The sequence below is a fragment of the Mycobacterium sp. GA-0227b genome, assembly GCF_001499855.1.
Classification (GTDB): Bacteria; Actinomycetota; Actinomycetes; order Mycobacteriales; family Mycobacteriaceae; genus Mycobacterium.
This window is the reverse complement of sequence record NZ_LQIK01000023.1, coordinates 13,930-28,388: the sequence shown is the minus strand read 5'-3', so window position 1 is coordinate 28,388 and position 14,459 is coordinate 13,930. Positions and strand designations below refer to the sequence as shown.

15 protein-coding genes and 2 pseudogenes are annotated in these 14,459 nt (G+C 67.6%); 8 read left to right on the top strand and 9 right to left on the bottom strand.

Features of this window, described 5'->3' with window-relative positions; all coding sequences use genetic code 11:
* Positions 1-147 precede the first annotated feature (147 nt).
* Together AU185_RS13520 and AU185_RS13515 are read right to left on the bottom strand one after the other, a co-directional pair.
* Complete coding sequence (locus AU185_RS13520) at positions 148-651, bottom strand: SRPBCC family protein (protein WP_059099921.1); 504 nt, start codon at positions 649-651, stop codon at positions 148-150.
* Positions 652-760: 109 nt separating this feature from the next.
* The gene (locus AU185_RS13515) at positions 761-1,678 is read right to left on the bottom strand and encodes an oxidoreductase (protein WP_059099922.1); all 918 of its coding nucleotides are present in this window, start codon (positions 1,676-1,678) and stop codon (positions 761-763) included.
* 78 nt (positions 1,679-1,756) lie between these two features.
* On the opposite strand from AU185_RS13515, the gene aspS reads away from it, so the two are divergent.
* Positions 1,757-3,547: an aspartate--tRNA ligase gene (gene aspS, locus AU185_RS13510; protein ID WP_059099923.1), complete on the top strand. Its 1,791-nt coding sequence runs from the start codon at positions 1,757-1,759 to the stop codon at positions 3,545-3,547.
* On the opposite strand, the gene AU185_RS13505 is transcribed toward aspS, so the two are convergent.
* Together AU185_RS13505 and AU185_RS13500 are read right to left on the bottom strand one after the other, a co-directional pair.
* On the bottom strand, positions 3,544-4,335 hold the full coding sequence (locus AU185_RS13505; protein ID WP_059099924.1) for an SDR family NAD(P)-dependent oxidoreductase: 792 nt from the start codon (positions 4,333-4,335) through the stop codon (positions 3,544-3,546). The genes aspS and AU185_RS13505 overlap by 4 nt on opposite strands.
* 36 nt (positions 4,336-4,371) lie before the next feature.
* Positions 4,372-5,554 (bottom strand): annotated as a pseudogene (locus AU185_RS13500) (thiolase family protein).
* Between the two features lie 94 nt (positions 5,555-5,648).
* On the opposite strand from AU185_RS13500, the gene AU185_RS13495 reads away from it, so the two are divergent.
* The gene (locus tag AU185_RS13495) at positions 5,649-6,128 is read left to right on the top strand and encodes a winged helix-turn-helix transcriptional regulator (protein WP_059099925.1); all 480 of its coding nucleotides are present in this window, start codon (positions 5,649-5,651) and stop codon (positions 6,126-6,128) included.
* Here AU185_RS13495 and AU185_RS13490 read toward each other — a convergent pair.
* A pseudogene (locus tag AU185_RS13490) lies at positions 6,100-7,078 on the bottom strand (methyltransferase). The gene AU185_RS13495 and the pseudogene AU185_RS13490 overlap by 29 nt on opposite strands.
* Positions 7,079-7,210: 132 nt before the next feature.
* Complete coding sequence (locus AU185_RS13485) at positions 7,211-7,585, bottom strand: MmcQ/YjbR family DNA-binding protein (protein WP_059099926.1); 375 nt, start codon at positions 7,583-7,585, stop codon at positions 7,211-7,213.
* Positions 7,586-7,617: 32 nt separating this feature from the next.
* Between AU185_RS13485 and AU185_RS13480 the strand changes: the two genes are divergently transcribed.
* Positions 7,618-8,532 carry a DUF389 domain-containing protein gene (locus AU185_RS13480; protein WP_059099927.1) on the top strand — a complete coding sequence of 305 codons (915 nt, stop codon included), beginning with the start codon at positions 7,618-7,620 and terminating at the stop codon, positions 8,530-8,532.
* A 102-nt stretch (positions 8,533-8,634) separates the two neighbouring features.
* Here AU185_RS13480 and AU185_RS13475 read toward each other — a convergent pair whose 3' ends face one another.
* Positions 8,635-9,390, bottom strand: a complete 756-nt coding sequence (locus AU185_RS13475) for a TIM barrel protein (RefSeq protein WP_059099928.1) — start codon at positions 9,388-9,390, stop codon at positions 8,635-8,637.
* 205 nt (positions 9,391-9,595) lie between these two features.
* Between AU185_RS13475 and AU185_RS13470 the strand changes: the two genes are divergently transcribed.
* Positions 9,596-10,426: a DUF3097 domain-containing protein gene (locus AU185_RS13470; RefSeq protein ID WP_059099929.1), complete on the top strand. Its 831-nt coding sequence runs from the start codon at positions 9,596-9,598 to the stop codon at positions 10,424-10,426.
* Positions 10,427-10,514: 88 nt separating this feature from the next.
* Positions 10,515-11,843, top strand: a complete 1,329-nt coding sequence (locus tag AU185_RS13465; protein ID WP_059099930.1) for a replication-associated recombination protein A — start codon at positions 10,515-10,517, stop codon at positions 11,841-11,843.
* A 5-nt stretch (positions 11,844-11,848) separates the two neighbouring features.
* On the opposite strand, the gene AU185_RS13460 is transcribed toward AU185_RS13465, so the two are convergent.
* Entirely contained in the window at positions 11,849-12,469 is a 621-nt protein-coding gene (locus tag AU185_RS13460; RefSeq protein ID WP_059156982.1) for an antibiotic biosynthesis monooxygenase, read from the bottom strand.
* Between the two features lie 219 nt (positions 12,470-12,688).
* On the opposite strand from AU185_RS13460, the gene AU185_RS13455 reads away from it, so the two are divergent.
* Together AU185_RS13455 and AU185_RS13450 are read left to right on the top strand one after the other, a co-directional pair.
* On the top strand, positions 12,689-13,045 hold the full coding sequence (locus tag AU185_RS13455) for an ArsR/SmtB family transcription factor (RefSeq protein WP_059099932.1): 357 nt from the start codon (positions 12,689-12,691) through the stop codon (positions 13,043-13,045).
* Entirely contained in the window at positions 13,042-13,515 is a 474-nt protein-coding gene (locus AU185_RS13450; protein WP_059099933.1) for an SRPBCC family protein, read from the top strand. Before AU185_RS13455 ends, AU185_RS13450 begins: the two co-directional genes overlap by 4 nt.
* A gap of 54 nt (positions 13,516-13,569) precedes the next feature.
* On the opposite strand, the gene AU185_RS13445 is transcribed toward AU185_RS13450, so the two are convergent.
* A complete protein-coding gene (locus AU185_RS13445; protein ID WP_059099934.1) occupies positions 13,570-13,881 on the bottom strand; it encodes a GlsB/YeaQ/YmgE family stress response membrane protein in 312 nt (103 codons plus the stop codon).
* A gap of 110 nt (positions 13,882-13,991) precedes the next feature.
* Between AU185_RS13445 and AU185_RS13440 the strand changes: the two genes are divergently transcribed.
* On the top strand, positions 13,992-14,384 hold the full coding sequence (locus AU185_RS13440) for a secondary thiamine-phosphate synthase enzyme YjbQ (RefSeq protein WP_156425539.1): 393 nt from the start codon (positions 13,992-13,994) through the stop codon (positions 14,382-14,384).
* Positions 14,385-14,459 lie beyond the last annotated feature (75 nt).

The following is a 14,459-nucleotide window of genomic DNA, read 5'->3' as shown; positions in this document are numbered from 1 at the left end:
CGATCGACGTCTCGCAGGAAGAGTGCGAGGGGCGGGTCTCCAAACGTCGAAAGCTGTGACTACTGAGGTCCGGTGCGACAGCTCGGTGTCCACAGCGCGACTTCGTGTGCCGCAACGACGCGGATCAGCAACACGCGCCGGCGCGGATCAGACCGTGGCGAACCGTTTCGCGCAGTAGTCGCGCAGGTTGTAGAGGAACTTCTGGAACATCCAGGCCATGACGGGCCGCCCGAACGTCATCCCGAACTTTGCGGCGACGCCCTTCGGCTTCATCGCCATCACCCACGTCAGGTGGCAGCCGCCCGGCGTCTTCACCACCCGGTAGTCCTCCGCAAACGCAGCGATACTTCCGGTGGACGCCTCGTTGAACCGAAACGCCATGTGGCTGTACGGGTTCCAGGCCAGGAATTCCTCGTCGCCGACGATGCCCCCGCGCATCGTCACGGTGCGCGTCGTGCCGATGCCACGCGGTTCGGGACTGGTCCACTCGACATTGGTGATCACCGTCGCCCAGTGTGGCCACGACTCGGCATCGGCGAGCACCTCGAACAGCTGCTCGGGCGTGATCGTGAGGTCGACCCTGCTGACGAATCGGAACGGCGCGCTCTCGATGAAGTCCAGGTCGACGCGTTCACATGACTGCATGGCCATACACAGTAGAGGACGGCGTCTAGTCTGATGGCCGGCCTTTCCCCCTACGCTTCGCGTGGGAGGTGCCCCCATAACCCGGCTCGTGCCTCGCCGCTTGTTCGTCGCCCGGCTAGCCGGGGCCGTCGCTCGCCGCCGCCAGCAGCGGCACCAGCACGTCGCTGATCGGGGTGGGCAGCCCGTGCTCAGCGGCCTTGCGGGCGATCACGCCGTTGCGGATGTCCCACTCCAACCGCTGGTTCGCCTCGCGGTCGGTGAGGATCGACGTGGTGATGTCCTCCGGGGACCTCGCTAGCAGGTCGACGATCTCGTCGATCACCTCGTCGCCCAGCTTGGCTCCCTCGGCGCGCGCGACGGCCAGGCACTCGCCGAGATAGCGTCGCGCCAGCACGGCCACGTCGTCGCGGCGGAACATGCCCGCGCGCCGACCGCTGAGCACCATGAACCCGACGACCGCGTTGACCAGAAGCTTGTGCCAGGCCGCGGTGACGAAGTTCGGATCGGTGTCGATCGTGACGGCACTACCCGCGAATAGATCCGCCAGATCGCGGGCGGCGGCGGTATCGGGAAGCACGAGGCGCGCCTGGGTCCGCAACCGGATGTGACCGTCCGGCGTCGGCTCCGCCGAGACCCACACGGCCGTAGGCACCACGGTCGACCCGGGACAGTACCGGCCGACGCGTTCGACCTGTTCGACGCCGTTCTGCAGCGCCGCCACCACCGTGCGCTCGTCGCACAGCTTCGCCAGCCACCCGGCGGCCTGCTCGTTCTGCGTGTCCTTCACCGCCAGCAACACCACGTCGACCGCTTCGTCGATGACGGCGGGATCGGTCAACACCGGGCCGGGCACCACGATCGGCTCCCGGTCGTCGGGTCTGACCTCGATCGAATCGCGCGGAGTGCGACCGCACAGCGTCACCGGATGGCCGGCCGCGTACAGCAGGGCGGCGACCGTCGACCCGATCGCACCGGGTCCGACGAGCGCGATGCGGGTGGCTGATACACGGTCTCCGCGCGAGCGCTCATCCACAGCGCCAAGGTACCGGCGGAATTGCCCCCTCTACACTTGGGCAGTTGTCTCGTCAGGCGATTTCCTCAGGAGTTTTCAGTGTTGCGCAGTCATGCCGCCGGATCGTTGCGGCCCACCGACGCCGGTCAGAAGGTGACGCTGGCCGGCTGGGTGGCGCGCCGCCGCGACCACGGTGGCGTCATCTTCATCGACCTGCGCGACGCGTCGGGGGTCTCGCAGGTCGTGTTCCGCGAAGGCCTCGAAAAGGGTCAGGTGCTCGAGGCGGCGCACCGGTTGCGCGCCGAGTTCTGCATCGCGGTCGACGGCGTCGTGGAGGTCCGCCCCGAAGGCAACGCCAACCCGGAGATCCCCACCGGGGAGATCGAGGTCAACGCGACGTCGTTGACCGTGCTGGGGGAGAGCGCACCACTGCCGTTCCAGCTCGACGAACAGGCCGGCGAGGAGGCGCGGCTCAAGTACCGCTATCTCGACCTGCGCCGCGACGGTCCGGGCCACGCGATTCGGTTGCGCTCCAAGGTGAATGCCGCCGCCCGTGAAGTGCTTGCGCGTCACGACTTCGTCGAGATCGAGACGCCGACGATGACGCGTTCGACGCCGGAGGGCGCCCGCGACTTCCTGGTGCCAGCCCGGCTGCAGCCGGGGTCGTTCTACGCCCTGCCGCAGAGCCCGCAGCTGTTCAAGCAGCTGCTGATGGTGGCGGGCATGGAGCGCTACTACCAGATTGCGCGCTGCTACCGCGACGAGGACTTCCGCGCCGACCGTCAGCCGGAGTTCACCCAGCTGGATCTGGAGATGAGCTTCGTCGACGCCGAGGACGTGATCGCGGTATCCGAGGAGATCGTCGCCGCGCTGTGGCGGTTGATCGGCTACGACGTGCCCCTGCCGTTGCCGAGGATGACGTACGCCGATGCGATGAGCCGATTCGGTTCGGACAAACCCGATTTGCGCTTCGGACTCGAACTCGTCGAGTGCACCGAGTACTTCAGGGACACTCCGTTCCGGGTGTTTCAGGCGCCGTACGTCGGGGCCGTCGTCATGCCCGGCGGCGCAACTCAACCCCGACGCACGCTGGACGCCTGGCAGGACTTCGCCAAGCAGCGCGGTCACCGGGGGCTGGCCTACGTGCTCATCGGTGAGGACGGCACGCTCGGCGGCCCGGTCGCCAAGAACCTGTCCGACGCCGAACGCGACGGCCTGGCCGCCCATGTCGGCGCATCGCCGGGCGACTGTGTGTTCTTCTCCGCCGGCCCGGCGAAGAGTTCGCGGGCGCTGCTGGGCGCTGTGCGCATCGAGATCGCCAAGCGGTTGGACATGATCGACCCGAACGTGTGGGCGTTCACCTGGATCGTGGACCCGCCGCTGTTCGAGCCCGCCGATGACGCGACGGCGCACGGCGACGTCGCGGTCGGATCCGGTGCGTGGACCGCGGTGCACCACGCGTTCACCGCGCCCAAGCCGGAGTTCGAGGACCGCATCGAGAGCGACCCGGGCAGTGTGCTGGCCGACGCCTACGACGTGGTGTGCAACGGCAACGAGATCGGCGGAGGCTCAATCCGTATCCACCGCCGCGACATTCAGGAGCGAGTGTTCGCGGTGATGGGATTGGACAAGGCCGAGGCCGAAGAGAAGTTCGGATTCCTGTTGGAGGCGTTCAGCTTTGGCGCGCCGCCGCACGGCGGGCTGGCATTCGGATGGGACCGCACCACGGCGTTGCTGGCGGGGGCGGATTCGATCCGCGAAGTGATCGCGTTCCCGAAGTCCGGCGGTGGTGTCGACCCGCTGACCGGTGCACCCGCGCCGATCACCGCGCAGCAGCGCAAGGAATCCGGCATCGACGCCAAACCGAAGGCCGACGACAAGAACGGCTAAGCCCGGTCGCACCCCGTGAGCTCGGCCGACAGCTCCCACAGCCGGCGGGCCGTCACCGGATCGACCGCCTTCGGGCGCAACCGCGTCACCCTCGGTGGTCCGAACTGGTTGAAGCGCGGCGCCAGATAGGTGCCGCTGGGCAGGTCGGCCGTGACCGCCTGCAGAATGGCGCGAGCACCCTGGGCGGGGGTGTGCATCAGGCGCCGGATCCGCCGGTGCTCGCCCATCCCGAGGGAACGGGTGATGTCGGTGTCGGTGGCGCCGGGATCCGTCGCGTAGGCGCGCACGCCGCGCCGCGCCAACTCCGCGACGAACAGAAGGTTGGCGAGCTTGGACTCGCCATAGGCGCTCCACTTCGAGTACTTGCGACGCTGCCAGTTGAGGTCCTCGAGGTGCAGCCTGCTGAACAGATACGTCGCGCTGGCCACCGAGATCACCCGGTCGGTGATGCGATCGGCAAGCAGACAGGTCAACGCGAAGTGGCCGAGGTGGTTGATGCCGATGTGCGACTCGAAACCGTCGGTGGTGCGCGTCAGCGGCATGCCCATCACGCCGGCGTTGTTCACCAGCACGTCGACGGTTTCCACCGATTCGGCGAACGTCCGAACACTGGCGAGGTCGCCGAGATCGAGGGCGGCCACCTCGACATGACCGGTCATTGCGTCGGCTGCCCGGACCGCCTTGTCGACATCGCGGCAGGCGATCAGGACATCGTGGCCCGAGGCCGCCAACGCCGCCGCGGTGGCCTTGCCGACGCCGCTGTTACCGCCGGTGACGATGGCCCGCATGGCTCTCGATTATTCAGGCAGGCCCAGACCGCATGATCAAAGACGTTCGATGATGGTGGCGTTGGCCATACCGCCGCCCTCGCACATCGTCTGCAGGGCGTAGCGGCCGCCGCGCTGCTCGAGTGCGTTGACCATCGTCGTCATGATGCGCGCACCGCTGGCACCCAGCGGATGGCCGATCGCGATGGCACCGCCGTTGACGTTGGTCTTGGCCAGATCGGCGCCGGTGTCCTGGGCCCAGGCAAGGACGACGGGCGCGAACGCCTCGTTGACCTCGAACAGGTCGATGTCGGCGAGTGTCAGCCCGGCGCGCTGCAGCACCTTCTCCGTCGCGGGAATGACACCGGTCAGCATGTAGAGCGGATCGGAGCCGACGACGGTCATCGAGTGGATGCGGGCAAGTGGACGCAAGCCGAGACGCCCGGCCACCTCGCTGGTGGTGATCAGCACCGCGGCGCTGCCGTCCGACAGCGGCGACGAGTTGCCCGGGGTGATCTCCCAGCCGATCTGCGGGAAGCGCTGCTCGTAGGCGGGGTTGTAGAACGCCGGCTTCAGCGCGGCCAGCGTGTCAACGGTGGTGCCGGGACGGATGATCTCGTCGGTGGTGAGTCCGGCGATCGGGCTCAGCTCGTTGTCGAGCCGGCCCTCCTTGGTCGCGGCCGCGGCCTTCTCATGGCTGCCGGCGGAGAACTCGTCGAGCTGCCGACGAGAGAATCCCCACCTGGCGGCGATGAGCTCGGCGCTGATGCCCTGCGGCACAAGGCCTTCGGGATAACGCTGCGCCATCGCCCCGAACGGGTCACTGCCGGGAAGCACGCTGGAACCCATGGGTGCCCGCGACATCGACTCGACGCCGGCGGCGACCACAATGTCGTAGGCGCCGGAGATTACGCCCTGGGCGGCGAAGTGGATGGCCTGCTGGCTGCTGCCGCACTGACGGTCGATCGTGGTGCCGGGCACCGTTTCGGGAAAGTTCGCGGCGAGCACCGCGTTGCGCGCGATGTTGACCGCCTGGTCGCCGACCTGGGTGACCGCGCCGGCGATGACGTCGTCGATCTGCGCTGGTTCGACACCGGTCCTGGCCATCAGTTCTGTGAGGCTGTGTGCGAGCAGATCGACGGGCAGCACGTCGTGCAGCGCGCCGCTGGGCTTGCCCTTTCCGATGGGGGGTGCGAACCGCTCCCACGATGACCGCGTCGCGACCGCCGAATGCCGACATTGCTGCCTCCTATGACTCAACTCTGAGTAAAGCCTTCTATACCCAGCTATACCACCTGGGTATAGTGGTGACAACTCAGGAATGGGGGAATTCCGTGAATGTGTTGCAGGGCACACTCGCCGACCGCGACGCCTGGTCGGCCGTCGGCGTGTGCAAGATCGAGAAGACTATGGAGTTGGTCGGCACCAAATCGGCGATCCTCATCATGCGTGAGGCGTATTACGGCACAACTCGTTTCGAGGAGTTCTGTCGCCGCGTCGGCATCACGAAGGCCGCGGCGTCAGCCCGGCTGTCCGACCTGGTGGACGCCGGACTGTTGAGCCGTCGGCCGTACCGCGAACCCGGTCAGCGCAGCCGCGACGAATACGTGCTGACCGACGCCGGCCGTGACTTCATGCCCGTTGTCTGGGCGATGTTCGAGTGGGGTCAGCGCCATCTCGGCAAGCCGACGCCGCTGCAACTGACGCACAAGAACTGCGGCGCACCGGCGACGGTGGCGATCCGCTGCGCCGACGGACACGACGTACCCGCCGAGGAACTGGGCGTCAGGCTGGCGCGATCTCGGCCTCGATGATGCTCAGCGGCGACGCGCTGGGGACGATGCGGGTCAGCCGAAATCCCGCTTGCAACAACAGGTCTCGCCATTGGTCCGCGGTACGTTCCTTGGCGCCGGCCAACAACAGCATCTCCATGTCGATGAGCTTGCCGATGAATTCGCGATTGTGGTTGGGGATCACCAGTTCGAACAGCAGGAGCTTGGCGTTCGGGGTGGCGGCGGCGTGAATGTTGCGCAGGATCTTGACGGCGTCCTCGTCGGCCCAGTCGTGGATGACGTTTTTCATCAGATACGCGTCGACCCCGGCGGGCGCACTCTCGAAGAACGAGCCGGGTTCGACCACCACCCGGTCGGCGACGCCACGTTGGGTGAGCAGCGCGGGTGCCCCCTCGACCACCTTCGGCAAGTCGAAGAGCGCCCCGCGCCTGCGGTGCCTTGGCGAGAACGCCGGCGAGTAGCCCGCCCTGTCCGCCGCCGACATCGGCGATGACGCCGAACCGGCTGAAGTCGTATGCGGCGGACAGCGCCGCCTCGGTCATGTCCGACGTACTGGTCATGGCGCCGTTGAACAACGCCGCGAACTCAGGTTCGTCCTCGAGGTATTGGAAGAACTCCTTGCCGCGCAGTACGGGCGCCCACGGCTTGCCGCTGCGGACCGATTCGGACAGATACGTCCAATGCTCACGGTGCTGACGTGAGCCGAAGAACAGCGCCGCACCTTTCATCGACACCTCCGCGTCGGCGCGTAGTGCCTCGCCGAGAGGGTTGAGCGCGAATCGCCCGTCGCGGTTCTGCTTGAACACGCCACGGCTGATCAGCGCCCGCATCAGGCGGCCGACGGCGTCGGGGTCCGCGCCGATTTCGCGCGCCAGCTCGTCGCGGGTCAGCGGGCGCTCAGCCAGCGCGTCGGCGATACCGAGTTGCGCGGCCGCGGTGATGGCCTGCGAGAACCAGGTCGCCAAGATCATTTCCATGAGTGCGATCGGCGCGGGCGTCAGCTTGCGATGCAGCTGCGCCAGGTGGTGGCGTATGCGATCCACCGCCTTGACGACCCCCGCCGGTGGAATCTTCGTTGCCATGCGGTCATCCTCGCGCACGGACTAATCGGCCAGGAACGCCTTCACCAATGTCTTGGGAGCCTGGGCCAACCACGCCTCGGTGACGAGTTCGGTCAGTTCCTCGACCGCGATCGCCGCCAGGCGGACCAGCACGGCCGGATACCCGTCGAAGTGCGGCGTGGTGAAGTAGACGGCAGGGTCGTCGGCGATCAACGCGTATTTCACGCCCTCGTCGGCGACGCGGGCGCCCAGAATGTCGCCTTCGGGTGCATCCGCCCTGAGCGCGTCGTAGTCGGCTTTGCGCAGCGGGCGTTCCCACACGATCAACTTCTTGCGGACCCGCCATGTGCGCGGCGAGGTCTCGCTCGTCTCGGGGAGGCCCGCGACGATGCGGCCCACGTCCGTCCATGTCGCCACGAGGGCATTGTTCCAGTCGCTAGTGTGCCGGTGTGCTGCATCTGCGCGTGATCTCGCCGACCGATCAGCGCGACGCGGTCATGGCGGTTCTCCGAGACAACCCGGGCGTCACCCACATCGTGATCCACCGCGATGCCGCGGTCGAACCACGCGGTGACGAGATCACCGCCGACATCGCCAGAGAGTCGGCCAACGACGTCGTCGGCGCGTTGAAGGCGTTACGGGTCAAGGACCGTGGGGCCATCACGCTCGACTTCGTCGACACCGTCCTCTCCGCTCGCGCCTACCGCGCCGAGGACGAGGCCGAGGGCGACCCCGCCGACGCCGTGGTGTGGGACGAGCTGGCGGTCCGCACCCGCGAGGAGTCGACGCTGAACGTCACATTCCTGGCCTTCTTGTGCGTGGCGTGTCTGATCGCATCGATCGGCGTGGTGACCGACTCGCCGGTGACTGTCGTGGGTGCGACGGTGCTGGGCCCTGAGTTCGGCCCGCTGGCCGCGCTTGCGGTCTCACTGGTGCGCCGTCGGGGGTATCTCGCGCGACGAGCGGCGGTCGCACTGCTGGTCGGGTTTCCCGCGGCGATGCTCGTCACCGCGCTCGTGGTGCTTGCGGGCGAGGCGATCGGCTGGATCACGGTACGCAGCATCAGCGAACTGGACCAGGTCGACTTCATCTTTCAGGTCGGTCCGCTGTCATTCGTCGTGGCCTTCCTCGCGGGCACTGCGGGCATGCTGTCGCTGATCTCGTCGAAATCCGCCGCGCTCGTTGGTGTTTTCATCTCGGTGATGACGGTTCCCGCCGCCGGTTTCGCCGTCGTCGCCGCGACGGTCGGCGATTGGGACATCGCGGCCAAGTCCACTGCGCAACTGGCGTTGAACCTCGTCGCGATAGTGCTGGCCGGCATCCTGGTGTTGTGGACGCGCCGACTGGCCGACCGTCTGATGTAGCGGCGCGCGGGCATAACCCCACCCCGCGCGCGACCGCGTCTGCACACGACACGCCGCGCAATGCGGAAATTCTGCGGTCGGTCGCGCGGTTTGAGCGTCCACTCACCGCCAAAACGATGCGCCCGCGTCGTACACGCGGCGCAGCATGGACTCGAGCGGGAGCGCCCGCAGCGCAGCGCTGAGGATCTCCATGCTGACGACGCCGCCCCAGCCGCGGTCGAGCAGGATGCCTGCGAAGCGGTCCAACTCGAGCACGCCTTCACCGGGAAGTGTTCGCCGGTGCAATGTCTCGCGCACGAGGCGGTCGGCGGACTCCGGCGCCAGTGCATCGGTGAATTGCAGGTAGGCGATGTCGTCCAATGGCACGGTCGCCAGGTCCGCCCACGTGCTGCGGCCCATGCAGAAGTGCCAGGAGTCGATCAGCAGGCCGGCCGGCGCATCCCGTTGCGCCGCTCGGACGACGGCCATCCCGTCCGAGATCACCGATACGGGTCCGAGCGGGCTGAACTCGACCGCCATCGCGGCACCGGCTGCGCCAATGATGCGCGCGCACTGCCGGATCAGCGACATGCGCGGCGGCGCGGCGAACACGGTGAGCACCCACGGCGCACCGACGAGCGCGGCACATTCGGCGAGGCGTTCGGCCGCCGAGAGCGCCGCTGCTTCCTCGTCCCCGATGACCAGCGCCAGCACCTCATGGCATGGCACGCCGGCCGCGGTGAACGCGGAGGCGGCCGAACCTGATTGGTCGGCGTTGATCCCGACTGACGCGAAACCCGTTGTGCGCGCGGCCGCCAGCAGGTCGGGTAGCGCGCAGCTCCACCGCGCATCAGGGGTCAAGGCCAAGTGCACGGTCACGATGTGACGAAACGGCCGGCCACCCGATGCGCCGTATCGGCATCCCCCGCATGGACAGCCGGGCCGTACCGCGCGATGTCGATCACCACAACATCCTCTCCGATGCCGTTTTCCCGGGGTGAGCAGTCGCGAAGTGTCCGGGATTACGGCGTGTCGAGTGCATTTTGCGTCTGCTCGCGTGGGGAGGTGACCCTACGATCACCCGGTGGCTGATCGCTATGGCTCCGATGTCCTGTCCCACAACCCCCATCGCAAGATCCGCTCCACCGAGCAGCCGGTGGAGATGGGTCTCGTCGTCGAAGACGCCGAGACCGGGTACGTCGGCGCGGTCGTGCGCATCGAGTACGGCCGGATGGAGTTGGAGGACCGGCGCGGACGTCGCAAGCCCTTTCCCATCGGGCCGGGCTACCTGATCGACGGCAAGCCGGTGATCCTCACCGCGCCCAAACGCACGGCGCCGAAGCAGACGCGCACCGCGTCGGGGTCGGTCGCCGTGGCCGGCGCGCGGGCGAAGGTCGCGCTGGCGAGCCGCATCTACGTCGAGGGCCGACACGATGCCGAACTCGTCGAGCAGGTGTGGGGCGACGATCTGCGAATCGAGGGAGTTGTCGTCGAGCACCTCGGCGGCGTCGACGATCTCGTGGCCGTCGTCGAAGATTTCCGACCAGGGCCGGGCCGCCGGCTCGGGGTGCTCGTCGACCATCTGGTGGCGGGCTCGAAGGAGGCCCGCATCGCGCAAGCCGTCCGACAAGGACCCGGCGGTGAGCACACGCTCGTCGTCGGCCACCCGTTCATCGACATCTGGCAGGCGGTCAAGCCCGAACGGCTGGGCATCGAGGCGTGGCCCGTCGTGCCGAAGGGGGTCGACTGGAAGAAGGGCGTGTGCGGTGCGCTGGGCTGGCCCGCCGCCCAGCAGGCCGACACCGCCAGGGCCTGGCAGCGCATCCGCGGCCGCGTCCGCGACTGGACCGACCTCGAGCCAGCACTGATCGGCCGGGTCGAGGAGTTGATCGACTTCGTGACCGCGACCCCATAGGCGTTCGAGTGTGTGGTCGATACACGTCCGGAGCGCACGTCGCGTGCGGGTAACCCCCGTTCGGCGCAAACGGTGGTAAGCAGAAAGCGTGTCCGACGGTCTGTTCGATGTGCCCGGCGATACCGGCCCCAGCGCGGTCGGCCCCGTCGGGGCGTCAGCACCGCTGGCGGTGCGGATGCGTCCGGCGACGCTCGACGAGGTCGTCGGGCAGGATCACCTGCTGCAACCGGGCTCACCGCTGCGCCGGATGGTCGAGGGTTCCGGCGCGGCGTCGGTCATCCTCTACGGACCGCCCGGCACCGGTAAGACGACGCTCGCGGCGCTGATCTCGCAGGCCACCGGCCGCCGGTTCGAAGCGCTGTCGGCGCTGTCTGCGGGGGTGAAGGAGGTCCGCGCGGTCATCGATGTGGCCCGGCGCGCGGCGGCCTACGGCGAGCAGACCGTTCTGTTCATCGACGAGGTGCACCGGTTCTCCAAGACGCAGCAGGACGCGCTGCTGTCGGCCGTCGAGAACCGCGTCGTGGCACTGGTCGCCGCGACGACCGAAAACCCGTCGTTCTCGGTCGTCGCACCGCTGCTCTCCCGGTCGCTGATCCTGCAGTTGCAGCCCTTGGGCGCCGACGCCGTACGCACGCTGGTCCGTCGCGCCATCGAGGACCCGCGCGGCCTCGGCGGCACAGTCACGGTCACCGACGAGGCCGTCGAACTCCTCGTACAACTGTCGGCCGGTGACGCCCGCCGTGCGCTGACCGCGCTCGAGGTGGCCGCTGAAGCTGGGGACGAGGTGACCGTCGAAACCATCGAGCAGTCACTGGACAAGGCCGCGGTCCGTTACGACCGCGACGGCGATCAGCACTACGACGTGATCAGTGCGTTCATCAAGTCGGTCCGCGGCTCCGACGTCGACGCCGCCCTGCACTACCTGGCCCGGATGCTGGTGGCGGGGGAGGACCCGCGCTTCGTGGCCCGGCGGCTGATGATCCTGGCCAGCGAGGACATCGGGATGGCCGACCCGGCCGCGCTGCAGACCGCGGTCGCCGCCGCGCAGACCGTCCAACTCATCGGCATGCCCGAGGCGCAACTGACGTTGGCGCACGCCACCGTCCACCTGGCGACGGCCCCGAAGTCGAATGCCGTGACGACGGCACTGGGCGCGGCCATGAGCGACATCAAAGCGGGCAAGGCGGGCCTGGTGCCGCCACATCTGCGCGACGGCCACTACTCGGGCGCAGCCAAACTGGGCAACGCGATCGGCTACAAGTACGCCCACGACGACCCGGATGGCGTTGTGCCGCAACAGTATCCGCCCGATGAGCTCGTCGGCGTCGACTACTACCAGCCGACCACCCACGGCAACGAACGCGACATCGCCGGTCGCCTGGACAAGTTGCGCGCGATCATCCGCCGCAAGCGCTGATGCCGTCAGACCAGCTCAGGCACCCGCAGGTGTGCGATCGCGAGCTCGAATTCACCGACGTCGATCACGTCGGCACCCAATTCTCGGGTCCGCGCGTTCCTCAGTTCGCTCGCTTGCTCGCGGTTACGCTCCATGGCGTCGCGGCTGTCGAACGTCGCCGATGACACCCCGCGCCCCGACGAGCGGTTGATCATCAAGCTGGCGCTGCAGAAACCTTCGAGGTTCTCCAGTGCCGACAACACCGACGTCCGATAGAACTCAACGGCCCGGTCGGCGTGATCTGGCGGCAACTTCAGCCACGTCGCCCGCACACAGGCGCCCTCAGTCGAGCGGTGGTCACGATGCAGCACCGCGAGTTCCCATGGATCGACCGTGGCGCTGCCGCCGAAGATCTCCGCGGCCCGTTCCCGAAGCGAAGCCGCTTTCTCCGTGCTGGAGCGCATCGCCTCCTCGGTTTCCCAGGCGCTGGTGACGATGCAGCGGCCGGACTCCCGGTCGACCAACATCGACAGGCCGACGTAACCATCCATTTCTTCTAGAGCCGGCATGACTTCATCACGGACATAGGCGGTTCCGGCATCGATGAACCCCGGTTGCGCCTCGATAGTCGTAGAGCGTGCGTACACGGATCCAACCCCTCTGCGTCGGGGCGGCGCCCCGGTGGCGCCACCGGATCTACCTAGCTTCCTCCCGGAGCGCAAACAATTCAACGGGTGCCCGTGCTGCGATCCGCCCGCATGTCACAACCCTGGCTTCACCGTGAGAAAGAGAACCTCTTGACACGTACCGCAGGGGCCTCTACCTTGGTAATCAATAAAACAGTTGATCAAACAAAAGGTTGACAATTGAGAGGTGATGGGAATGCAGACGCCCGGCTGGACCGTGCCTTCCTGGCACTGGCCGACCCCGTTCGGCGCGCCATCGTGGCGAAGCTGTCGCGGGGGCCGGCCACGGTCAACGACCTGGCGGCGCCGTTCGACATCACGAAACAGGCGGTGTCCAAGCACATTCAGGTGCTCGAGCAGGCGGGCCTGGTCACCAGAACCCGCGACGCGCAGCGACGGCCGGTCCACCTGGACGCGGCTGCGTTGGAGCGGCTGACTGCATGGATCGACCGGTATCGGCTTGACGCCGAACGCAACTACCGCCGGCTGGATGTCCTGCTGGCGGACATGACCGAAGAGAAAGGAACCGAGAAATGACCAATGCCCTGAACCTGACCGCGCCCGTCGACACGCTCGCGATGGAGTTCACCCGGGATTTCGACGCCCCCGTCGAAGCGCTGTTCCGCGCGCACGCCGAGGCCGACCTGATGAAGAAATGGCTGGGCCCGCACGGGCTGGAGATGACGATCGAGGAGTGGGATTTCAAGAGCCACGGCGGCTACCGCTATTCGCACAAGGACGAGGGTGGGGAGTACCGCTTCAACGGCACCTTCCACACCGTGCGCGAGAACGAGTTCGTCCTGCAGACCTTCGAATTCGACGGCGCGCCCGATCAGGTCAACATCGAGTACATGTGGTTCGAGGACCTCGGCGGTGGCCGCAGCAGGCTGCGTGGCCGGTCCATCTGCCCGAACGTCGAGGCCCGCGACGCGCTGCTGTCCTCCGGCATGGAGGGCGGCATGCAAGAAGGCTACGAGAAGCTCGACGCGCTGCTGAAGACATTGTGACAGAAGCGATCCCGGCTGCCGGGGGAAGCAGCCGGGATCGCGGGGGCAGATCGGCTACCGGATGACGCCGCCGCGACGACGCGTGCCCATCACGCCGGTGCGCCTACGGCCCATGAGCGCGGACACCAGGGCCACACCGATCACGGCGACGACAAGCTGGACGAGAAGTTCGACCCAGTCGACTCCGCTGGTGGCGGTGGGCAGGCCGAGCGCACGGGCGATCGCCGTGCCGATCAACGCCGACACGATGCCGACGAGAACGGTCACCAGCATGCCGATGGGCTGCCTGCCGGGCAGGAGCAGGCGGGCGAGCACGCCGACGACTGCGCCGATCAAGATGGCGGTGATTACGCCGGTGATGGTCATTGTTCCTCCAGGGTCTCGGGGTGCCCGTGAGATACCCCGACACAGACGTCAATAAACGGCCCGGGTCGATCGGGGACGCGCCTCGTACCCTTGAAGGCGTGGACTCCGACGTGCTCGACATCGAGACCGGCCAGCGCCGCATCGTCGACCTGACCGATGCGGTGCGCTCCTTCTGCGGCCGCCACCGCGACGGGTTGTGCAGCGTTTTCGTACCGCACGCGACCGCGGGTGTGGCGATCATCGAGACGGGCGCCGGATCCGATGACGATCTCGTCGACACGCTCGACCGCCTACTTCCGCGGGACGACCGCTACCGCCATTCGCACGGCTCACCGGGCCACGGCGCCGACCACGTCCTGCCGGCGCTGGTGTCGCCGTCGGTCACTCTGCCCGTGCAGGACGGCCAACCGCTGCTCGGCACCTGGCAGAGCATCGTGCTCGTCGACCTCAACCGCGACAACCCGCGCCGTAACGTGCGCCTGAGCTTCATCGCCGCAGCCTGAAGGCGGCACGGGCACCGGAAGCGACGCCCGTTCGTTGACTTTTCGGCGCGGCAACGGCGACCGGTACTGTAGTGC

Bases quoted from the DNA above. Each gene is read 5' to 3' on its own strand.
- AU185_RS13520 (WP_059099921.1), bottom strand. From the start codon at position 651: ATGGCCATGCAGTCATGTGAACGCGTCGACCTGGACTTCATCGAGAGC.
- AU185_RS13505 (WP_059099924.1), bottom strand. From the start codon at position 4,335: ATGCGGGCCATCGTCACCGGCGGTAACAGCGGCGTCGGCAAGGCCACC.
- AU185_RS13450 (WP_059099933.1), top strand. From the start codon at position 13,042: ATGACCAATGCCCTGAACCTGACCGCGCCCGTCGACACGCTCGCGATG.
- AU185_RS13445 (WP_059099934.1), bottom strand. From the start codon at position 13,881: ATGACCATCACCGGCGTAATCACCGCCATCTTGATCGGCGCAGTCGTC.